Source organism: Sphingomonas prati, assembly GCF_014643515.1.
In the GTDB taxonomy this organism is placed as follows: Bacteria; Pseudomonadota; Alphaproteobacteria; order Sphingomonadales; family Sphingomonadaceae; genus Sphingomonas_R; species Sphingomonas_R prati.
Map to the genome: position 1 here is coordinate 959,977 of NZ_BMJP01000001.1, position 21,185 is coordinate 981,161.

The 21,185-nt window shown below is 66.6% G+C and carries 20 protein-coding genes and 1 tRNA gene; 17 read left to right on the forward strand and 4 right to left on the reverse strand.

All coding sequences use genetic code 11. From position 1 onward, the window contains the following. Nucleotides 1–2 precede the first annotated feature (2 nt). The 3 genes from IEX50_RS04375 (at nucleotide 3) to asd (ending at nucleotide 4,353) form a co-directional block, all read left to right on the forward strand. The gene (locus IEX50_RS04375; protein WP_157175476.1) at nucleotides 3–1,772 is read left to right on the forward strand and encodes a DUF885 domain-containing protein; all 1,770 of its coding nucleotides are present in this window, start codon (nucleotides 3–5) and stop codon (nucleotides 1,770–1,772) included. 26 nt (nucleotides 1,773–1,798) lie between these two features. Next, on the forward strand, nucleotides 1,799–3,397 hold the full coding sequence (locus tag IEX50_RS04380) for a S10 family peptidase (protein WP_157175475.1): 1,599 nt from the start codon (nucleotides 1,799–1,801) through the stop codon (nucleotides 3,395–3,397). A gap of 104 nt (nucleotides 3,398–3,501) precedes the next feature. Beyond that, a complete protein-coding gene (asd, locus tag IEX50_RS04385; protein ID WP_157175473.1) occupies nucleotides 3,502–4,353 on the forward strand; it encodes an archaetidylserine decarboxylase in 852 nt (283 codons plus the stop codon). Between the two features lie 392 nt (nucleotides 4,354–4,745). Here asd and IEX50_RS04390 read toward each other — a convergent pair whose 3' ends face one another. Next, nucleotides 4,746–5,651, reverse strand: a complete 906-nt coding sequence (locus IEX50_RS04390; protein WP_229673639.1) for an NmrA family NAD(P)-binding protein — start codon at nucleotides 5,649–5,651, stop codon at nucleotides 4,746–4,748. Next, nucleotides 5,648–6,082, reverse strand: a complete 435-nt coding sequence (locus IEX50_RS04395; protein WP_157175471.1) for a pyridoxamine 5'-phosphate oxidase family protein — start codon at nucleotides 6,080–6,082, stop codon at nucleotides 5,648–5,650. Before IEX50_RS04395 ends, IEX50_RS04390 begins: the two co-directional genes overlap by 4 nt. A gap of 75 nt (nucleotides 6,083–6,157) precedes the next feature. Between IEX50_RS04395 and IEX50_RS04400 the strand changes: the two genes are divergently transcribed. From IEX50_RS04400 to IEX50_RS04410, 3 genes are all read left to right on the forward strand, one after another. Then, entirely contained in the window at nucleotides 6,158–6,832 is a 675-nt protein-coding gene (locus tag IEX50_RS04400; protein ID WP_157175470.1) for a TetR/AcrR family transcriptional regulator, read from the forward strand. Nucleotides 6,833–7,335: 503 nt separating this feature from the next. Further along, nucleotides 7,336–9,162 carry a diguanylate cyclase gene (locus IEX50_RS04405; protein ID WP_184075161.1) on the forward strand — a complete coding sequence of 609 codons (1,827 nt, stop codon included), beginning with the start codon at nucleotides 7,336–7,338 and terminating at the stop codon, nucleotides 9,160–9,162. Between the two features lie 113 nt (nucleotides 9,163–9,275). Then, on the forward strand, nucleotides 9,276–11,240 hold the full coding sequence (locus tag IEX50_RS04410) for a putative bifunctional diguanylate cyclase/phosphodiesterase (RefSeq protein WP_157175468.1): 1,965 nt from the start codon (nucleotides 9,276–9,278) through the stop codon (nucleotides 11,238–11,240). Nucleotides 11,241–11,376: 136 nt separating this feature from the next. Here the strand turns inward: IEX50_RS04410 and IEX50_RS04415 are convergent. After that, a tRNA-Ser gene (locus IEX50_RS04415) sits at nucleotides 11,377–11,464 on the reverse strand. Nucleotides 11,465–11,621: 157 nt separating this feature from the next. Here IEX50_RS04415 and hspQ point away from each other — a divergent pair. The 5 genes from hspQ (at nucleotide 11,622) to IEX50_RS04440 (ending at nucleotide 14,909) form a co-directional block, all read left to right on the forward strand. Then, entirely contained in the window at nucleotides 11,622–12,005 is a 384-nt protein-coding gene (gene hspQ, locus IEX50_RS04420; RefSeq protein WP_157175467.1) for a heat shock protein HspQ, read from the forward strand. 115 nt (nucleotides 12,006–12,120) lie between these two features. Next, nucleotides 12,121–13,458: a dicarboxylate/amino acid:cation symporter gene (locus IEX50_RS04425; RefSeq protein WP_157175466.1), complete on the forward strand. Its 1,338-nt coding sequence runs from the start codon at nucleotides 12,121–12,123 to the stop codon at nucleotides 13,456–13,458. A gap of 140 nt (nucleotides 13,459–13,598) precedes the next feature. Beyond that, the gene (gene rplU, locus IEX50_RS04430) at nucleotides 13,599–13,943 is read left to right on the forward strand and encodes a 50S ribosomal protein L21 (protein ID WP_157175464.1); all 345 of its coding nucleotides are present in this window, start codon (nucleotides 13,599–13,601) and stop codon (nucleotides 13,941–13,943) included. A 23-nt stretch (nucleotides 13,944–13,966) separates the two neighbouring features. After that, nucleotides 13,967–14,242: a 50S ribosomal protein L27 gene (gene rpmA, locus IEX50_RS04435; RefSeq protein ID WP_157175463.1), complete on the forward strand. Its 276-nt coding sequence runs from the start codon at nucleotides 13,967–13,969 to the stop codon at nucleotides 14,240–14,242. 172 nt (nucleotides 14,243–14,414) lie between these two features. Continuing rightward, nucleotides 14,415–14,909, forward strand: a complete 495-nt coding sequence (locus IEX50_RS04440) for a GNAT family N-acetyltransferase (protein WP_157175462.1) — start codon at nucleotides 14,415–14,417, stop codon at nucleotides 14,907–14,909. 7 nt (nucleotides 14,910–14,916) lie between these two features. On the opposite strand, the gene IEX50_RS04445 is transcribed toward IEX50_RS04440, so the two are convergent. Beyond that, on the reverse strand, nucleotides 14,917–15,747 hold the full coding sequence (locus IEX50_RS04445) for a metal-dependent hydrolase (protein WP_157175460.1): 831 nt from the start codon (nucleotides 15,745–15,747) through the stop codon (nucleotides 14,917–14,919). 39 nt (nucleotides 15,748–15,786) lie between these two features. Here IEX50_RS04445 and IEX50_RS04450 point away from each other — a divergent pair, with 39 nt between their 5' ends. The 6 genes from IEX50_RS04450 to spt are packed head-to-tail and all read left to right on the forward strand — an operon-like array spanning nucleotide 15,787 to nucleotide 21,131. Further along, a complete protein-coding gene (locus tag IEX50_RS04450; RefSeq protein WP_157175459.1) occupies nucleotides 15,787–16,422 on the forward strand; it encodes a TetR family transcriptional regulator in 636 nt (211 codons plus the stop codon). Between the two features lie 50 nt (nucleotides 16,423–16,472). Beyond that, complete coding sequence (obgE, locus tag IEX50_RS04455) at nucleotides 16,473–17,531, forward strand: GTPase ObgE (protein ID WP_157175457.1); 1,059 nt, start codon at nucleotides 16,473–16,475, stop codon at nucleotides 17,529–17,531. Between the two features lie 13 nt (nucleotides 17,532–17,544). After that, on the forward strand, nucleotides 17,545–18,663 hold the full coding sequence (proB, locus tag IEX50_RS04460; protein ID WP_157175456.1) for a glutamate 5-kinase: 1,119 nt from the start codon (nucleotides 17,545–17,547) through the stop codon (nucleotides 18,661–18,663). Continuing rightward, nucleotides 18,660–19,556: an SDR family oxidoreductase gene (locus IEX50_RS04465; RefSeq protein ID WP_157175455.1), complete on the forward strand. Its 897-nt coding sequence runs from the start codon at nucleotides 18,660–18,662 to the stop codon at nucleotides 19,554–19,556. Before proB ends, IEX50_RS04465 begins: the two co-directional genes overlap by 4 nt. Before the next feature lie 58 nt (nucleotides 19,557–19,614). Continuing rightward, nucleotides 19,615–19,863: an acyl carrier protein gene (locus IEX50_RS04470; protein WP_157175454.1), complete on the forward strand. Its 249-nt coding sequence runs from the start codon at nucleotides 19,615–19,617 to the stop codon at nucleotides 19,861–19,863. Beyond that, complete coding sequence (gene spt, locus IEX50_RS04475; RefSeq protein ID WP_157175453.1) at nucleotides 19,860–21,131, forward strand: serine palmitoyltransferase; 1,272 nt, start codon at nucleotides 19,860–19,862, stop codon at nucleotides 21,129–21,131. Before IEX50_RS04470 ends, spt begins: the two co-directional genes overlap by 4 nt. Nucleotides 21,132–21,185 lie beyond the last annotated feature (54 nt).

The following is a 21,185-nucleotide window of genomic DNA, read 5'->3' on the forward strand; positions in this document are numbered from 1 at the left end:
CCATGTTGAAATCGCTGCTCGCCCTCCTGCTGACCTCCGTCGCGGCCCCGTCGCTCGCACAGGCCGCGCCACCTGCACCGACCGCCCCGTCCGCTGCCGACCAGCGCCTGCGGACCCTCTACGAAGCGGAATGGGCGTGGCGGCAGAAGGAACAGGCGCGCATCGAAACGGACGACGACGCGACCGACGCCGCCGACCACCTTCCCCGCGTCGATCCCGCCAGCCAGCAGGCCCGGCTCGCCTACTGGCAGAAGACCCGCGCCGAACTGGACCGCATTCCCGTCGCAGACCTCAGCGCGGAGGAACGGGTCAACGCCGCCGTCTTCCGCACCAGCCTTGACGCGTTCATCGCCAACGCGCAATATCGCGACTGGGAGATGCCGTTCAACGCGGACAGCAATTTCTGGTCCTACCTCGCCCCGCGCGCCGGCTTCGACAAGGCGGCGGACTACACGCGCTATCTCGGCCGGATGCGCGATCTGCCGCGCTATTTCGACGAGCAGATCGTCAACATGCGCGCCGGGCTGAAACGCGGCTTCTCCGTCCCGCGCGTCACACTCGCCGGCCGCGACGCGTCGATCACTGCCTATACCGGCGCGGACACCACCAAGAACCCGTTCTACGCGCCGTTCGTCACCCTCCCCGCGTCCATCCCCCCCGCCGAACAGGACGCGATGCGGCAACAGGCCCGCACGCTGATCGAACAATCGGTCCGCCCGGCCTACGTCAAACTGCTCGCCTTCTACCGCGATGAATATCTGCCCAAGGCGCGCACCACGCTGGCGGCGGAGGCGATGCCCGACGGCAAGGCTTTCTACCGCGCGCAAATCCGCGAATACACGACGCTCGATCTCACCCCCGAACAGATCCACAAGATCGGCCTTGCGGAGGTCGCGCGGATCGATGCCGAAATGCGCGTCACGATGAAAAAGGCCGGCTTCACCGGCAGCTTCGAACAGTTCCAGCACTTACTGCGCACCGATCCGCAGTTCTACGCGCGCACGCCCGACGAACTGATGGGCGTTTCCGCCTATGCCGCCAAGCGTGTCGACGGCGAACTGAAGAAGACGTTCGGCTTCCTGCCGCGCTACCGCTTCACCATCCGGCCGGTGCCCGACGCGATCGCGCCTTACTACACGGCGGGCCGTGGCGGCCTCGAAAGCTGCATGATGAACACCTACGACCTGCCGTCGCGCCCGCTCTACCAGATCCCGGCCCTCACCCTGCACGAATGCAATCCCGGACACAGCTTTCAGGCCGCGGTCGCCCGCGAAGGGCCCAACCGCCCGACCTTCCGCAAGCAGACCTATTTCTCCGGTTACGGCGAAGGCTGGGGGCTCTACACCGAATGGCTCGGCACGGTCATGGGCATCTACCGCACGCCCTATGAGGATTTCGGCCGGCTTTCGTACGAAATGTGGCGCGCCTGCCGCCTCGTGATCGACACCGGCATCCACCATGACGGCTGGACCCGCCAACAAGCGATCGCCTACCTTGCCGGTCACACCGCGCTGTCGCAGCACGAGATCGAGACCGAGGTCGACCGCTACATCAGCTGGCCGGGCCAGGCGCTCGCCTACAAGCTGGGCGAGATGACGATCCGCCGCAAACGCGCCGACGCGGAAAAGGCGCTCGGGCCCCGCTTCGACCAACGCTGGTTCCACGACCTCATCCTGAACCTCGGCTCGGTCCCGCTGCCCATCCTGGAACAGAAGATCGACGACTGGATCGCCGGCGGCGGCAAGAACACGCTCGCCTCCCCCGCATCCTGATCCCCCACGCCATCACCGGAGGTCGCATGACCCGCACCCGCCTCGCCGCCCTCACGCTCGCCGCGCTGATCGCCGGCCCGCTCGCCGCCCAGCCGCGTCCCGAGGCGCCACCCGCGCCCAAGGACAAGGCCGACGACCGCCCCACCGGGGTCGAGGAGTCCGACTACGCCGTCGCCACCGCGGTCGAGGATGCCCAGCCCAAACGCGGCAGCGTCGTGATCGGCGGGCGAACGATCGGCTACACCGTCACGCCCGGTACCGTCACGATCCGCAACGACGACGGCGATCCGATCGCGTCGATGTTCTACGTCGCCTATGTCGCGGACCGGCCGAAGGGCGCCCGCCCCCGCCCGGTCACCTTCACCTTCAACGGCGGCCCGGGCTCGTCCAGCATGTGGCTGCACATGGGGTCGATCGGCCCGGTCCAGGTCCAGACGCCCGAACCCACCTCGACCGCGCCGGCCCCCTACCGCATCGCGCCCAACCGCTTCTCGATGCTCGACAAGACCGACATCGTGTTCATGGACGCGATCGGCACCGGCCTGTCGCGCCCGATCGGCAAGGCGAAGCTCAAGGACTTCGCGGGCGTCGACAAGGATATCGACGCCTATGCCCGCGGCATCATGCGCTACCTGACGATCGCGAACCGCTGGGACAGCCCGAAATTCCTGTTCGGCGAAAGCTACGGCACGCTGCGCGGCGCGGGTCTCGTCTACGCGCTGCAACAGCGCGGGGTTCAAATGAACGGCGTCGTGCTGCTCTCGTCGATCCTGAACTACGGCGTCCGCCAGCCGGGTTTCGACCAGATCCACATCACCTACCTGCCCAGCTTCGCGGCCACCGCCTGGTATCACAACCGGCTACCCAACCGCCCGCCCGCGCTCGAACCGTTCCTGGCCGAGGTCCGGCAATGGGCGATCGGCCCCTACGCCAACGCGCTGGCCAAGGGCGACGCGCTGCCCGATGCGGAACGCGACGTCATTGCCAAGCAACTCAGCGCCTATACCGGCCTGTCGCCCGACTATCTGGCGAAGGTCGATCTGCGCGTCGATCTGGCGCGGTTCCGGAAGGAACTGCTGCGCGATCAGCGCCGCACCGTGGGCCGGCTCGACTCGCGCTTCGTCGGGATCGACGTCGATCCGGCGGGCGAGGATCCCGAATATGACGCCACCGACACCGCGCTCAGCGGACCCTATATCGGCGCGCTCAACACCTACCTGTTCGGCACGCTCGGCTACCGGACGAAGCTGCAGTACCGCCCGAACTTCTACGCCGAACTCGGCGGCGGCAACTGGGACCAGGGGCACAGCGGCCCCGGCGGCCGCAAGATGGCGCTTGCCGATACCGCGCTCGATCTGTCGGCCGCGATGCGCCAGAACCCGTACCTGAAGGTCCTGTCGCTCAACGGCTACTACGACATGGCAACGCCCTTCTTCGGTGCGGAATATGATCTCGGTCACATGCAGCTCGACAAGTCACTGCGCGGCAACGTCACCTTCCGCTACTATGAGTCCGGCCACATGGTCTATGTGAAGCCCGCCGTCATGCCGCTCTTCAAACGCGACCTCGACACCTTCTACGACGGCGCCACCGCCGCCACCCCGCCGCCCGCGACGGCGGAGTGATGTCCGGCGTCGGGGCGGCGCTGCCCGGCTTTCGCTCGCGAAAATAAGGGTCGACCAGCCGCCCCATGACCGCGCATGGACGGAGACGATGTTTCGAGGTTCCGATGTCCGATCGCCTGAAGATACTGCTGCAATATGGGCTGCCGAAGCAGCACCTGACCACCTTCGCCGGCCGCATCGCCGGGGCGCAGGCGGGATCGCTGACGACGCGGCTGATCCGCTGGTTCGTCGGCAAGTACGGCGTCGATATGCGTGAGGCCGCCGATCCGGACATCGCGAGCTACAAGAGCTTCAACGATTTTTTCACCCGCCCGCTCCGGGCCGGCGCGCGCCCGATCGCGGCCGCCGATTTCGTCTGTCCGGTCGACGGCGCGATCAGCCAGTTCGGGGCGATCGACGACCATTACATGGTGCAGGCCAAGGGCCACCGCTTCACCACCGCCGCGCTGCTCGGCGGCGACGCTGCGCTGGCGGCGCAGTTCCGCCACGGCAGCTTCGCTAATCTCTATCTGTCCCCCAAGGACTATCACCGCCTGCACATGCCCTGCGACGGCCGGCTCGTGCGGATGATCTACGTGCCCGGCGCGCTGTTCTCGGTAAACCCGGTCACGGCGCGAGGCGTGCCGAACCTGTTCGCGCGCAACGAACGGGTGGTGTGCATCTTCACATCGCCGGAACATGGCCCGTTCGCGATGGTGCTGGTCGGCGCGACGATCGTCGGCAGCATCGCGACCGCCTGGCACGGCGTGGTCAATCCGAAGCGGACCAACACGCCGTCCGAATGGACCTACGCCGACCGGGACATCGTCCTGAAGCAGGGCGAGGAGATGGGCCGCTTCCTGCTGGGCTCGACGATCGTAATGTTGTTCAGCCAGGGCGTGATCGCATTCAACGACAGCTGGGCCCCGGAACGGCCGGTCCGCCTCGGCGAACCGATGGGCCACGGCGTGGCCTAGTCCCAAAGCGGGCGTGAAACCGCTATTCGAGCAACCGGCGGTCTCGAAAGGCCGAGACCGACCATATTTCGCGAGATTGCGGCCAGTGCCGTCTCAAACTGAACTGATGTGCACGGAGGCTGCTGGACCGTGGCATTTCGCTGCGGAAGGCCGACCCGGTCCCGGGTCGCGCAATTCTGGAAGGCGGAGCCGTGATCGCGGGATTGTTGCCCAACGAATTTCTGCCTGTCGGGCATCGCGTCCGTTTCGCCTCGGCGCGGCAAACAGCGAGCGGATCATGCCTGCCGCGGTCGAGAAAAGCAGTTTTGGCGATGGCACTGGTGTGTTCGATCGAACTTGGAACGGCGATCAGCCCGGCAGGATGTCGTGCATCGTAAGCTTCGCGAACGAGGTCAGAGCGGACGACTGAGGACGGCTTCGGCCCCCGCCCAGTCGATCTTGCCGTAACGATCGTTGTCGAGCGGGGAGAGCTTGCCGCGTCCGCTCGACATATCGCGAAGATATTGCATTCCCTGCCAGGCCGGAAACGGAGCGTCGCTCTTCGGGGAAAGCGTCCGCGCAATGCGGATCAGCGCGGAGAGCCGCCCGATGCCGCCCGCCCGCAACGGCTTCCACCGCCTACTGTCGAGGCGGGTCATCAGCGTCGCCAGATCGCGTGGCGTCACCACATCGCCTGCGATCCGCAGGACGCGTGGCGCGGCTTCGTCGATGGCCACGTCGGCGGTAAAGTCCGCCACGTCGTCCTTGCTGGTGAAATCGAGCGGTTGGTCCGCGTCACCCCAGTAGAGGATACGGCGGACGCGATGCAGAACGATCGGTGCCTCGCCGGTCAGCAGGTCCGCGAACGCCCCGTTGAGAATCGAGGTTGCACGGATAGGTGTCGCATCGACGCGCGCCATGAAGCGGCGGCGCAGGTCCATGTTGCGGTTGTCACCGGGGCGGGTCTTGGTGAAATCGAGCGAGAAGTCTGACGGGACGAAGCGCGGAACGCCCGCGGCGACTGCCGCGTCGAGCAGCCTGCTCTGCAGCTCGAGGATTACCGGCTCAAGCCCATTCAGAACGGAAACGACGCATTCCGCACCCACAAGCTCGCGGGCAAGCGCGGTCGTATCACCGAAATCGACCGGGATCGGCATTCCGCCACGCGAGCGCACGGCATCCTGCGCAGCGGCGGGCGTGCCGCTGCGGACCAGCGCGCGCGCGGACACCCTGCGCCGGACAAGCGCGGAGAGCACGCGTCCACCGAGGTCGCCCGTTGCGCCCGCCAGCACGATCGTCCGACCCATGCCGTCGTTCACAGCGCGACCTCGCCTTCGTCGCCGCCGTTCCAGTAATGGATGCGCTCTGCACGAACCCGGATCATCACCAGGCCGGGTGTATCGATGCCTTGCCCGAACCACCGATCGAGACCTGTGGTCCAATGCGTCGCGAACTGGGCCTTGTCGCGGATCAACTCGGCATGCCCCTCCACCGCGATGAACAACGGCGGGCCGCCCAGCAAGCCGGGGGCGCCGGTAAAAGTCAGCCCGACCCGGGCGTCACTCTCGATATCGGAGACAGTGCGCGCGTCTTCATATGTGAAGAAGAAGCTGTCGCCGCGATACTCCACCTCGCCGTTGTTGCTCATTGGCCGGCTTGCGATCGCGCCGCCGTCCGTCCGTGTCGAAAGCATCCCGAAGTCGATCTTGCCCATCTTTCCGGACAGGTCATCACGCGTCATGCCAGCCATGATAATTGCTCCACTATAAACTGAACTGTACCGTTCAGTTTCGTTGAACCGTCCCGTGCCCTATATGGTTGCGTCATGCAATCACCCGCCGACCCAAAACCTGACGCAGTAAGACGACGCCGCGGCGGGCGGCCGTCCGCCGACAAGGCAGGCGAAGTCGATCGCCGCATTCTGGACGCGGCCACGGACCTGTTCCTGCAACTCGGGTTCGACGCGACGAGTTGCGATCAGGTCGTGGCTCAGGCTGGCGCCGGGAAGGCGAGCCTTTATGCACGCTATGCCAACAAGGAGGAGCTCTTCGCCGCCGTCGTGCGGCGGAAGGTCGAACGGACGTTGATTCCGTCAGGTGCGGTACCGTGGCATCTGTCCGTCCGGGACCGGCTACGTGCGGTGGGTCATAGTCTGCTTGATCACGCCTTGGCGCCCGAAGCGGTCGCGCTGATGCGGGTTGTCGTAACGACGGCACACCGGATGCCCGACCTTGCCCGATTGGTGGACCGCATCGGCCGCGATGGCGGCGTCGCATGCGTCGCGCGCGCGATCGCCGGATCCGACGCCCCGCCCGAAAAGATCGAGGAGGCATCGCGCGTTGCCGTCCGGTTCATCGACATGGTGTTCGTCCCCCACCAGATGCGCGCCCTGATCGGCGACACGCGCGAACAGCTTGATGCCGAAGCCCCACCTCGCATCGATGATGCCATCGACCTCCTGTCCCGCGCCGGCTGGTTGCCCTCCTCCGGCACACCGTAACGGAATTTGGTTCGCCTGTTCCATTCCACTGCGGTTGCAATTTCGACATCGCGGCAGGCGGTTTGACAGGTTGGCTTATCTGGCTGTCGGCGCCGCGGTTGTCGGGACTAGGCCGGCTCGTACCAACGGTTCGATATCTTTGGGCTGCCCCGCGGTCCTGCTGTCGAAAGCCGCGGTCTGGCTGGGAACGTGACGGATTCGCGTTGCTCGGAAGAGCGGTTTCGGTCACGCCCGAGGTGCACACCGAATGTTCGCACAGCACGAAGCGATCATTAGTGCGGCTTACTGCGTCGATTACGAAAGCCTGCCGCAGTTGACGCGGAGACGGGACCGCACATTCAAATAGCCGCGGCCCATGACAGACGTCATGTCCGCATTCTTAATCATTGAGGCTTACACCCACGTCAGTTCAGACGGAGGAGCTGCGTGACGAGGTTGGCCCACAGTCTGGAAAGCGATCGCGCGCCAGGCGCACACGCGCACTTCGCAGGCGCGGATCAGCTGTGAGCAAGCTCGGTTTGGCCGGAGTGCGGATCTACGGTGTCGCTGCTCTAACGGCTGTTGCCGCTTTGCTACTTGGTCTGGTCTTGTTGCAAAGCAGCGCCCGTTCGCAGGATGCGTTCAACTGGGTCAAGCATACTCAGGAAGTCATCATCAACCTTGATGGGGTGGAGAGCCGGCTGAGCCAGGCGGAATCACGCCTGCGCGGCTATCTGATGAGCCGGGACACAAGCTACCTCGCCGGCTTCAGCGGCGATCTGATCGAAGCGGACGCGTTTGTCGCGAGGCTCGGCGCGCTCGTCCTCGACAATCCCGCTCAAAAAGCCCGTGCCGCCCGGCTGACCAGACTCACGGCTGAGAAGAGCCGGGTCATGGCCCGCGCCGCGCACCGGATGCAGCTCAGTGCGCCCGACAGCTTGCCCGACGCCGCAGAACGCCGGCGTGGCCGGCTTTTGATGACCGCCGTCATGCGGGAAGTCAGTGCGATGCGGAACGCGGAACGCCGGCTTCTCGCGCTGCGGACAAGCGAAGCGCAGACCGAAGTGCGTGAAGTCCGCGCGCTCCTGCTATATGGATTGCCCCTCCTCGCCTTGCTGATCGGGGGCATCGCATGGTTGATCCGGACAAGCATTTCGAAGCCGCTTGCTGATCTTCTCGACGTGGTGACCCGGTTCGGGACGGGTGATCGCGCTGCACGTGCATCGACGGTGGGGCGCAGCGCCGAGTTCCGAAGACTGGCCGCCGCCTATAACGACATGGCGGATCACCTTGTCCGTGCGATCGACACCCAGGACGCCCGCCAGCATTCGAACCAACTGCTGAGCGAGATGGCGCAACGGCTGCAGGCCATCCAGCATGACGGTGAACTGGCCGAGGTGCTCGAGTGCTTTATGCCGCAGCTGCTCGCCGACGTTGCCGGTGCCGTGTACGTCCACAATCATTCGCGCAACATGCTCCTGCGCGTTGCATGCTGGGGCAATCCCGAGACGACGCCGGAAATGTTTCCGCCCGATCATTGCTGGGGCTTGCGACGCGGTCAAAGTCATGTCGTCGCAAATCCCGGCGCCGATCTGGCCTGCGTACACGCTGCGAGGTCTTCGATCGAACGACGCTGCGAGCCGCTTCTCGCCGGCGGGGAAGTCCTCGGGCTGATCTATGTCGAGGGCGCCCTCATCGAGGAAAACGGCTTCCGGCTCGGCGTGCTGATGAAGAATGTCGCGCTCGCCCTGGTCAATGACAATCTCCGCTCGCGCCTGCGCGAACAATCGATCCGCGATCCGCTCACCACGCTGTTCAACCGGCGCTACATGGAGGAGGCGCTGGCCCTGGAAACGTCGCGCGCGGAGCGGAATGGCACGCCGCTGTCGATCGTGATGTGCGATGTCGATCATTTCAAGCGCTTCAACGACGGCCATGGTCATGAGGCGGGCGATCTGCTGCTGGCCGCGGTGGCCGCGCTGATCCAGACGCATTTTCGGCAAGGTGACGTGGTGTGCCGCTATGGCGGCGAAGAGTTCACGGTGATCGCCCCCGGCGCGTCGGCCATCCTCATTCACCAGCGGGCGGAGGCGCTCCGCCTGGCTGTCCGGGAGATGACCGTCGAGCATCACGGCCGCCGGCTCGGACCCGTGACGATGTCGTTCGGGATCGACACCTGGTCGGCGGTCGGCGACCGGCCACTCCAGACGTTGCTTGGCGAAGCCGACCGCGCGCTGTTCCGCGCCAAACGCCATGGTCGCGACCGCGTCGAGTTCGCGGCAGAGGCCCAACCCCTGGAGACCACGCGGCAGGACAGTTCGACAAGCGCCTCGCTGGCTCGGACGGCATAGCGATTACGGTAAATGACGCGCGGACGGTGACACGCGTTGTGCGTTTAATATCAAGGGCCTTCAATCTATTGTGAACACCTTGCGGCTAGTGACAGCGGCTGGGGAAACATTAAATGTTCGAACGGCTGCCGCTTATCCGATCACGTCGCGTGCCGGCGTCCAACGAATTCGTGCTCGAGCAGTACCGCGCCCTGCGTCGCCAGATCCCGTTGATGTACGCGCTGATGTTCATCAACGTGCTTTTCCTGGGCATTGCCACATTTCATGACGTGCCGTTTGGCATGAGTTTCGGTATCCCGGTCCTGTTGTCGGTCGCGATATTCGCACGGGCCTTTTTATGGCTACGCCGCAGGGCCGTGACCCCGGAACCACACATGGTGCGGCGATATCTCCGCGGTACGATTGTCACCGCGGCGGTCCTGAGCATTATCTTCGGCAGCTGGGGCGCCGTGCTCTTCTCGGAGGCGGACCAGTTCCGCAGCGTATCGATCGCGCTCTACGTGTTCGTCGGTGCGATCAGCTGCTGCTTCTGCCTGCAGGCACTGCCGATCGCGGGGTATCTCGTCGTGCTGTTCGGTGTCGTGCCGGTGACGGTCCGGCTGCTCGTTTCATCGGACTGGTCGCTTTTCAGCGTCGGCGCGAACTTCCTGATCGTGGCATTCCTGATCCTGCGAACCCTGTCGACGAGCCATGCCGGTTTCAAGCGTGTCCTGAGCGCGCAGGCCGATATGCTCGTCGAGCAGCAGCGGGCGCAAGCTGCCGAGCGTGTCGCGCAGGATCTTGCCTATCGTGACCCGCTGACCGGGCTGGCGAACCGGCGGGCCTTGCGCGAACGGCTCGACCAGCGCCTGGGCGGCGAGGAACCGGCAGAACGGCTCTACCTCTTTCTCCTCGACCTCGACCTCTTCAAGGTGGTCAACGACACCTACGGACACTGCGTGGGTGACTGTCTGCTCGAGGCGGTCGCGCAGCGGCTGACGGCGATCGTCGGAGCCACCGGACAGGTCTACCGCCTGGGCGGTGACGAGTTTGCCGTGACGCTTGAATGTTTGGGGGCCGGCGATGACATGGCGACCGCGCTCGCCGACCGCCTGATCCGCGACATGGCGGCTCCCTTTCCGATCGACCGCTATTCGCATCGGATCGGTGTCAGCATCGGCATCTCCTGCTTTCCGGCACACGCATCAGACCCGAACGCGCTGCTGCAGCAAGCCGACATCGCCATGTACGACGCGAAATCCTGCGGGCGCGCGCGCCATCGGCTGTTCGGACCCGGCATGATCGAGCAGCTCGCCGCCCGGACGCTGACCGAGCGCCACATGCGTGCCGATTTCGGGACACGCGCCTTTCATCCTCACTATCAGCCGATCGTCGACCTTGCGTCCGGTCGGATCGTCGGCTTCGAGATGCTCGCCCGGTGGACGCGTGCCGACGGGACGATGATCGAGCCCAACCGCTTCATTCCGATCATCGAGGAATGCGGGCTGATCGACCTGCTCATGCTCCACCTGCTCGAGCAGGTCTGCATCGACGCCAAGCATTGGCCGGCGGATCTCACGATCGCGATCAACGTCTCGCCGGTCCAGTTCCGTGATGGCGGGCTCTCGGACAAGATACTGGCCGTGCTCGCCCGCCAGGGGTTCCCGGCGCGCCGGATCAACGTCGAGATTACGGAGAATGCCTTGATCTCCGATCCCGCGGCAGCCGAACGGATCGTCAACGTGCTGCGATGCCACGGCGTCTCGCTCGCGCTCGACGACTTCGGCACCGGCTACTCCTCGATCCAGCATTTGCGCATGCTGCCCTTCGACAAGCTCAAGATCGACCGTTCCTTTGTCGGCAACATCGATACCGACGACGACGCCAATCGCATGGTGGCCGCTATTATCGGGCTGGCGAAAAGCCTCGGGCTGAAGGTGGTCGCCGAGGGCGTCGAATCCGCGTCCGTGCGCGACCGGCTTTGCGAACTAGGATGCCACGAAGCGCAAGGGTATTTCCTCGGCGTGCCGATGGACGCACGACAAACCGGCAGCAAACTCTCTCACACATTATTGGTCGGCGAAGCGCGATGCCCATGAAGTCTTCTGGCGAGGAGGCGGCATCTCATATCGCTCGTCGCCCGTGCCTGATCTCCGCGCGGCCAGGTTGATCGCCGTCACGTCGGGGCAACCGTCTGTTCTCTCACAAGACGGAAGCGACATTGCGAGAGAAAGGTGGCGGAGAGGGTGGGATTCGAACCCACGGTACCTTGCGGCACAACGGTTTTCGAGACCGTCCCGATCGACCACTCTGGCACCTCTCCGCAGAGGTCTTGCACCGTGCCTCGGGAGCGCGGCGGTGGTCCGAGCGGTGGCCTCTAGCGAAGCAGCGCGGCCTTGCCAAGCCTTGTTGCGCACCGCTTGGTCGCAGCCGCCCCCGCCCCTGCTTGCGATGGCGCCACAACGCTCTAAATTGAGGTCATGATCAAGAGCATCGCATTTTCCCCCGACCAGCAAGCGGCAAGCCGGACCGCACCCGCGATCTCCCACGCGCGGTTCGCGATCGGCGCGGTCGTGCGCCACCGTCTGTTCGAGTTCCGCGGCGTCGTGTTCGATGTCGACCCGACCTTCGCGAACAGCCAGGAATGGTATGACGCGATCCCGGAGGATATCCGGCCGGCGAAGGACCAGCCCTTCTACCACCTGCTCGCCGAAAACGCCGACAGCAACTATGTCGCCTATGTCAGCCAGCAGAATCTGGAACCGGACGAAAGCGACGAACCGATCGATCACCCCGCCATCGCCGGGCTGTTCGACGGCTATGAGGACGGCCGCTACTCGCTGCGCCGCGAACACCGCCACTGACCGTTGCGGGGCACGGTCTCGCCCCCGCCATGCGGCCGCGACGGGATAGTCCCGGTCGCGGGGCGCATAGCAAAGGTCGTTTGCCCGCAACTGGCGTCACCATCACCTTAGCGTGATGACAGCCACCACCACCGCCCCAAGCCGGTCGCCGCGCTTCGGCTTCGCCACGCAAGTGCTGGTCGGGGTGCTCGTGGGTCTTGCGCTCGGTTTCATCGCCCGGACCCTTGGCGGTGATGCTGCGAACCCCAACTGGCTGATGCGCGCACTCGACCTCACCGGGTCGATCTTCGTCCAACTGCTCCGCGCGCTCGTGCCGCCGCTTGTCTTCACCGCCATTGTCGCGTCGATCGCCAACATCCGGAATCTTCAGGGTGCGGCCGGGCTCGTCTGGCGGACGCTCCTGTGGTTCGGGATCACCGCGCTGATCGCGGTCTGCATCGGACTGGCGCTCGGCACGATCCTGCAGCCCGGCGTGAATTCCGGCCTTGCCCCCGGCACCGGGACCGTCCCCGATACCGCGGGCAGCTGGCTCGATTTCCTGAAGGGCATCATCCCGTCTAACCCGATCGGGCTGACCGTGTCGTCGCATCTCGACGCCGGCGGCGCGGTGGTCAGCAGCCTGTCGTTCAACGTGCTTCAGATCGTCGTCATCGCGCTGGTGATCGGCACCGCCGCCGTGCGGATCGGCGAGAAGAGCGACGCCTTCGTCGCGTTCAACCGCGCGTTCCTCGATATCGTCCGCAAGATCCTCTGGTGGGTCACCTGCCTGACCCCGATCGGCACCGCCGGGCTCCTGGGTACCGCGGTCGCCAAATATGGCTGGTCGACGCTGGCGCAGCTCGGTGCCTTCGCCGGCGCGGTCTATATCGGTCTCGCGATCGTGCTGTTCGTCGTCTACCCGCTCATCCTGATCGCCAACGGCCTGCGCCCCGCCGCCTTCTTCGCGGGTGCGTGGCCGGCGATCCAGCTCGGCTTCGTCTCGCGTTCCTCGATCGGCACGCTGCCGGTGACGGAGGCGGTCACGATCTCGAACCTCGGCGTGCCGCAGGATTATGCCGCGTTCGCCGTGCCGCTCGCCGCCACGACCAAGATGGACGGGTGCGCCGCGATCTACCCCGCCATCGCCGGACTGTTCGTCGCACAATTCTACGGCATCCCGCTCCACCTGTCGGATTATTTCCTGATCGCGTTCGTATCGGTCATCGGGTCGGCGGCCACCGCGGGGCTCACCGGGGCGATCGTGATGCTGACGCTCACGCTGTCGACACTCGGCCTGCCGCTTGAGGGTGCGGGGCTCCTGCTCGCGATCGATCCGATCATCGACATGGGCCGCACCGCGGTCAACGTGGCCGGCCAGGCGCTCGTCCCGACGATCGTGGCGAAACGGATGGGCATGCTGGATCAGGCGCGCTACGACTCGACCACCGCCACCGGCCTGCCCGAACTCGCCTGATTTCCGGCGCGAAAGACCGGTATTCGTCACCGAAAGGTTGACTTTCGACCCTGTGGCAGTTAGCCGCGATTTCCTTCCGAACGGGATCGGCACGCAGTCGATTCCCGAACCGGACCAGCTTTGAAGAAGTGATGAGGGCCATGTTCGCTATCGTGCGCACGGGCGGCAAGCAGTATCGCGTTGCCGCCGGAGACAAGATCGTCGTCGAAAAGATCGCGGGTGACGCGGGTTCGACGGTTTCGCTGGGCGACGTGCTGTTCGCCGGCAACGACGGCGCGGCGCAGGATGTCGCCGGCCTGACCGTGTCGGCCGAGATCATCGCGCAGGCGAAGGGCGAGAAGGTCATCGTCTTCAAGAAGCGTCGCCGGCACAACTACCGCCGGAAGAACGGGCATCGCCAGCACCACACCATCCTGAAGATCACCGCGATCGGCGATCACAAGGCACCGCAGGCGTCGGCTCAGCCTGCGTCCGCCGAAGCCTGATCCGCGAACCGGAGTAAGAAGATATGGCACATAAGAAAGCAGGCGGCTCCAGCCGCAACGGTCGTGACTCGGCCGGTCGCCGTCTTGGCGTGAAGAAGTTCGGTGGCGAAGAAGTGATCGGTGGCAACATCATCATCCGCCAGCGCGGCACCCGCGTCTATCCGGGCGTCAATGTCGGCATGGGCAAGGACCACACGCTGTTCGCGCTGACCGAGGGCCGCGTCGTGTTCCACTCGGGCAAGCTCAGCCGCAAGTTCGTCAGCGTCGAAGCACCGGTGCTGGCCGAAGCCGCAGAGTAAGCGCACTTCCGGGTCGTCCGACCCGGTCGTTTGCGAATGCTACAGATACCAAAAGGGAGGTCGGCACTCTGTGTCCGCCTCCCTTTTTTGCGCCTCCCCTTCGTCCGCAAAAGCGTCGCCAAGTCGTCATGCGATCCGGCTAGTCCGCGCCGAACGAAAGGAGAGTGTTCCCATGTTCGCACGCACAGACAGGCTGCTGCTCAGGCCCGGCTGGGCCGACGATGCTGAGATCCTGGCATCCGCCCTCGCCCGCCCGGCAACCCCGTTCGCATCCACTTTGGCCCCGGCACGCTTCCATGATCGGGCTCACGCGCTACTCGCCCGGCCAGCGAAGTTCGACCGCCCGGCACTGCTGATGATGGAGCGCACAGGCACCGGCTCCGAACTCGTCGGCACCATCGCGCTCGAGGATCGTCAGGGCCGAGTCACGCTCGACTGCTGGGTCCGCGCCGACCGCCGCAACCGCGGCTGCGCCACCGAGGCCGCACGCGCAATGATCGCGATCGCCGCAATGCTCGGCCTGACGCAACTGGACGCGGCTCCGGACGGTGAACCGGCCGCAACCGCCCTGCTCCGCAAGCTCGGCTTCCGCTTCACCGGTGCGACCGCCATTCTCCACCTGGAACCGGACCCGCACGGCGGGCCGGTCCACCTCCTCGCCGCGTAACGAACCGTTACGCGGTTGCGAGCAGTCGCTCGGCCTGCACGATTAGCGGCCGGTCGTCCTCGTTCCACGGGTGGAAGCCCGGCATGAAATAGGCGAGCCACGCCCCCGCGATCCGCCGCACCAGCCCCGGCGCCACGAACGCCGCGTGGAACAACCCCCACCCCGCCCGCCATCCGATGATCCCGTCCTGCGCCAGCAGGTCCAGCGCACCGCGCGTTCGATCGACCATGAAGTTCTGGGTGACGAGCAGCATCACCTTCGCCTTGACCGACCAGCGCTTCCACCGCGACCAGCCCTTCGTCGCATGCAGCCAGGTGTCGTATGCGACGCCCTTGTGCTCGATCTCCTCGATCGCGTGCCAGCGCCACAGCGCGGCGGTCTCCGGCTCTGCGCGGTCCAGATGCGCTGGATCGGCCAGCAACGCATGCGCCAGGATCGCGGTATAATGCTCAAGCGCCATCGTCACCGCCAGACTGGCGATCGCCGGTCGCGTGCGGATCACCGCCAGCCGCGCATCCACCGCCGCCTCCAGCCGGGCGACGTCGTAGCCGGCATCGGTGACGCGCCGGTTGAACGCGACATGCTCGCGCGTGTGCATCACCTCCTGCTTCACGAATGCGGCGATTTCGGCGGCCAGCCGCGGCTCCGTACCGTCCCGAAAAGCCCGCACCGATTCGACGAAGAACGCCTCGCCTTTCGGAAAGGTGACAGAGAGCGCATTGTAGATCGCCGTCTGATAGGGGTCGCCCGCCAGCCAGTGGCGGTCCTGCGGAGCGCCCCGTCCGAACCGGCGGTCGCGCGGGGTGATCGACAAATCGGCCGGACTGTGGCTTTGCATCACGATATCCCGGTGGCTTTTGACAGGATTGTTAGTACGATGGAACCGACAATAGTGTCAACGCGCACGCGTCTAACCGCCGCAGACAGCAAGGAAGCGGCGATCGCCGCCGCCCGCGCGCTGCTGATCGAGGATGGGCCGCAGGCCGTGACGCTGAAGGCCGTGGCCGCGCGGATCGGCAAGAGCCACGCGAACCTGCTCCACCATTTCGGCTCCGCCGCCGGCCTGCAGAGCGCGCTCGCCGCGTCGATGGCCGAACGCATCACCGCCCGCATCGAGGACGCCGTCCGCAAGGCGCGCGCCGGGGAAGCGGACCCGCGGATCATCGTCGACCTGACCTTCGACGCGTTCGACAGCGAGGGGGCCGGGGCACTGGCCTCCTGGATGATCCTGTCGGGCGATCGCGGTTCGCTCGATCCGATCATGGATGCGATCCACAAGGTGGTCGAGGCGCTGGGCGATCATCAGGGCGAACCGGTCGCGCCGCTCACCCTCTCGCTGGTGCTCAGCGCGCTCGGCGACGCGCTGCTCGGCGATCCGGTCTCGCGCGCGCTCGGCCTGCCGCGCGGCACCGCGCGCGACATGGCCGTCGCCCAGTTAATCGCGTCCGCGACGCGCCCCGCCAAGCCGGACGCCAAGGACGATACCAAACCGGCGCCTGCCGCCCCCGAATAGCACGGCCGATCGCGGTTCCGTTTCGGCCGTGTTTCGGCTAAGGGCGCGCGATGCATTTTCTCGATCAGGCCAAGATTTACGTTCGTTCCGGTTCCGGTGGCCCCGGCGCGGTGTCGTTCCGACGTGAAAAGTTCATCGAATATGGCGGCCCCGACGGCGGCCATGGCGGCAAGGGCGGCGACATCGTGTTCGAGGCGGTCGCCGGGCTCAACACGCTCATCGACTTCCGCTACACGCAGCATTTCCGCGCCCCCCGCGGCAAGGGCGGCTCCGGCTCCAACCGCACCGGCGCGGGCGGCAACGACCTCGTCGTGCGCGTCCCCGTCGGTACGCAGGTCCTGTCGGACGACAAGGAAACCGTGCTGCTCGACTTCACCGAGGCGGGCCAGCGCGAGATCTTCCTCAAGGGCGGCGACGGCGGCCGCGGCAACGCCAGCTACAAAACCTCCACCAACCGCGCGCCGCGCCAGCACGGCAGCGGCTGGCCCGAGGAGGAAGCGTGGGTCTGGCTGCGGCTGAAACTTCTGGCCGATGCCGGGCTCGTCGGCCTGCCCAACGCCGGCAAGTCGACCTTCATCAACGCCGTGTCGAACGCGAACGCCAAGGTCGGGGCCTACCCCTTCACCACCGTCCGTCCGCAGCTGGGCGTCGCGACGCATCACCAGCGCGAATTCGTCGTCGCCGACATCCCCGGCCTGATCCAGGGCGCGGCGGACGGAGCGGGCATCGGCGACCGCTTCCTCGGTCATATCGAACGGTGCCGCGTCCTGCTCCACCTGGTCGACGCGACCGGCGACGATCCGATCGAGGCCTGGCACGTCGTCAACGACGAACTGGTCGCCTATGGCAGCGGGCTCGAGGACAAGCCGCAGATCCTGGCGCTGAACAAGGTCGACGCGGTCCCGGAAAAGGACGTGGCAAAACTCGCCAAGAAACTCGCCAAGGCCAGCGGTGCCGAGGTCATGCTGCTCTCCGGTGCGGCCGGCACTGGGCTCGAACCGGTGCTCGACCAGATCGTCGCCGCGCTCGGCCCGGCGCCGGACAAGGGCAACGCCTCGACCGACACGACCGAAGGCGACGTCGAAACCACCGCCTGGTCGCCGATCTGATCGTCTCCGGCCGGTGCCGCAACGCTTCTCCCCCGGCCGCTGCGCGCGGCTGATCGTCAAGATCGGCTCGGCACTGCTGGTGGATGCCGACGGGTCGATCCGGCGGGACTGGCTGGCGACGGTGGCGGCCGATATCGCCGCGGCCCATGCGGCGGGGCAACAGGTCGTGATCGTGTCGTCCGGCGCCATCGCGCTCGGGGCGCGCCGGCTCGGACTGTCCAAAGGCGGCCGCGCCTCGCTCGAGGACGCACAGGCCGCCGCCGCGGTCGGCCAGATCGCGCTGTCGCAGGCCTGGGCCGAACTGCTCGGCAGCTGCGGGCTGACCGCCGCGCAGATCCTGCTGACGCTCGACGATCTCGAGGACCGCCGGCGCTACCTCAACGCGGCGTCGACGCTCGATCGGCTGCTCACGCTCGGCGCGGTCCCGGTCATCAACGAAAACGACTCGGTCGCCACCGCGGAGATCCGGTTCGGCGACAACGACCGCCTCGCCGCCCGCGTGGCACAGGCCGCCCGCGCGCAGGGCGTGCTGCTGCTGTCCGACGTCGACGGCCTCTACACCGCCAACCCGCACCGCGACGCGGCCGCCACCCGCATCGACGAAGTCACCCACATCGACGCACGCATCCGCGCGATGGCGGACGGCGGTTCGGCCTCGGGTATGGGCTCCGGCGGCATGGCCTCGAAGGTCGAGGCCGCGCGGATCGCCCAGGCCGCCGGCGCGCACCTCGCCATCGCCAGCGGTCAACGCCCCCACCCGCTCGCCGCCTTCCTCGCCGGCGGCACCGGCACGGTGTTCGTCGCCGATCCGGTCCGCGGCGCACGCAAATCCTGGCTCGCCGGCCGCCTCACCGCGCGCGGCACCATCCATGTCGATGCCGGCGCAGCCGATGCGCTCGCCCGCGGGGCCAGCCTGCTCGCGGCCGGCGCGGTCACGATCGACGGCCGCTTCACGCGCGGCGACGTGGTGGAGATCGCCGGCCCCGACGGCCGCTTCGCCCGCGGCCTGGCGGAATATGACGCCGCCGACGCGGTCCGCATCGCCGGTCGCCGCTCCGCAGAACAGGCCGACATCCTCGGCTACGCGCCCCGTTCCGCTCTCGTCCACCGCGATCACATGGTGCTGCTATGACCGTCATTGCCATCACCGGCGCGACCGGCTTCGTCGGCGGCCATTTGCTGACCCAGGCCGCCGCCGCCGGCCACCCCGTCCGCGCACTCACCCGCCGTCCGCAGCCCGATCGCACCGGCGTGACCTGGATCGCCGGCGCGCTCGACGACCCGGCCTCGCTCGCTGCGCTGGTCGAGGGGGCCGACGCCGTCATCCACGTCGCAGGCGCGGTCAACGCGCCCGACCGCACCGGTTTCGCCCGCGCCAACATCGACGGCACCGCCGCCGTGCTCGCCGCAGGCACCGACGCCGGCATCACACGTTTTGTCCACGTCTCATCGCTCTCCGCCCGCGAACCGCAACTCAGCGACTATGGCTGGTCGAAGCTGCAGGGCGAGAATGTCGTCGCCGCCTCCGCCCTCGACTGGTCGATCGTCCGCCCGCCCGCCATCTACGGCCCCGGCGATCACGAGATGCTGGAGATTTTCCGCATGGCGGCGCGCGGTCTGGTCCTGCTCCCGCCGAGCGGCCGCTTCTCGATCATCGCCGCGGAGGATCTGGCCCGCCTGCTGCTGCTCCAGCTCACCCACTACGACCGCCAGATCCTGGAGGCGGACGACGGCACGCCCGGCGGCTGGGACTATCACGTCTTCGCCCGCCTGCTCGGCACGATGTTCGACCGCCGCGCCCGCACGCTGTCGATGCCCGGCCCGCTGCTCGCGCTCGGTGCGCGAATCGACGGGCTGATCCGCGGCAAGGGCGCCAAGCTGACGCCCGACCGCGTCGGCTATCTCCGCCACCCCGACTGGGTCGTGCACGGCACGATGCCCGACGGCCCGTGGCGGCCACAGGTCGCGACCCCCGCCGGCCTGCGCGCGACCGCCGCATGGTACCGCGCACATGGCTGGCTTTGATCCGCCTTTTCGCCGCAATCGCTTGGCACACACCGACTCGACCATTTAAGGGACGTCCATGACATCGCGCCAAGAGACCTTTGCCAAGGTCGCCGACCAGATCGAACCGTTCAACAAGAAGCAGGTCCCGCTGACCGACGCGACCAGCTTCGCCGGCGACCTGGAATGGGACAGCCTGACCGTCATGGATTTCGTGGCCGCCGTTGAAGACGAATTCGACATCCTGATCACCATGAACATGCAGGCCGAGATCGAGACGATCGGCCAGCTGGTCGACACCATCGAAAAGCTGAGCAAGCCCGCATGACCGACGCCAGCCAGACTCCCGACTCGGTCGCCCTGACCGACGTCCTGCCCAACCCGACGCCGCGCGACCTGCTGTCGAAATTCGACGGGCTGATCGCCGAGCGCCAGGCGCTGCTCGACACCGGCGTGCGCGATCCGTTCGCGATCGTGATGGAAGAGGTGCTGTCCCCCACCCTCGCCATCATCAAGGGCCGCAAGACGATCCTGCTCGGCACCTACAACTATATGGGCATGACGTTCGACCCGGACGTCGTCGCCGCCGGCAAGTACGCGCTCGACAAGTTCGGCGCGGGCACCACCGGCAGCCGCGTGCTGAACGGCACCTACCAAGGCCACCGCGAGTGCGAGGACGCGCTCCGCGAATTCTACGACATGGAAAGCGCGATCGTCTTCTCGACCGGCTACCAGGCCAATCTCGGCGTCATCTCCACGCTCTGCGCCAAGGGCGACTACATCATCCTCGACGCCGACAGCCACGCGTCGATCTACGACGGCTGCTGGCTGGGCAATGCCGAAGTCGTGCGGTTCCGCCACAATTCGGTCGAGGATCTCGACAAGCGGCTCGGCCGCCTGCCGGTCGAGGCGGGCAAGCTCGTCGTGCTCGAGGGCGTCTATTCGATGCTTGGCGACATCGCGCCGCTGAAGGAAATGGTCGCCGTCGCCAAGAAGCATGGCGCGATGATCCTGTGCGACGAAGCGCACGGCATGGGCTTTTTCGGCGAACATGGCCGCGGCGTGTTCGAGGAAGCCGGCGTCGCCGACGACATCGATTTCGTAGTCGGCACCTTCTCCAAGTCGGTCGGCACGGTCGGCGGCTTCTGCGTCTCGAACCATCCAAAATTCGAAGTCATGCGGCTCGTCACGCGCCCTTACGTCTTCACGGCATCGCTCCCGCCGTCGGTGGTCGCCACCGCCGCCGCCTCGATCCGCAAGCTGATGCACGCGGGCGACAAGCGCGAACATCTCTGGAAGAATTCGCGCCGCCTGCATCAGGGCCTGCGCGATCTCGGCTACACGCTCGGCACGCCGACCGCCCAGTCGGCGATCATCGCGGTGATGATGCCCGACCAGGCGATCACCGTGGCGACGTGGCAGGCACTGCTCGAACGCGGGCTCTACGTGAACATGGCGCGTCCCCCCGCGACGCCGGCCGGCACCTTCCTGCTGCGCTGCTCGCTCTGCGCGGAACATACCGACGAACAGGTGACCGAGATCCTGGCGACGTTCGCGGCGGCCGGTCGTGCGACCGGAGTCATCCCGCAGGCCTGACCCGACCCTGCCCGATTGCGCATGTTTGCAAGCTCGCCCCCTTGGGCTAGCTTG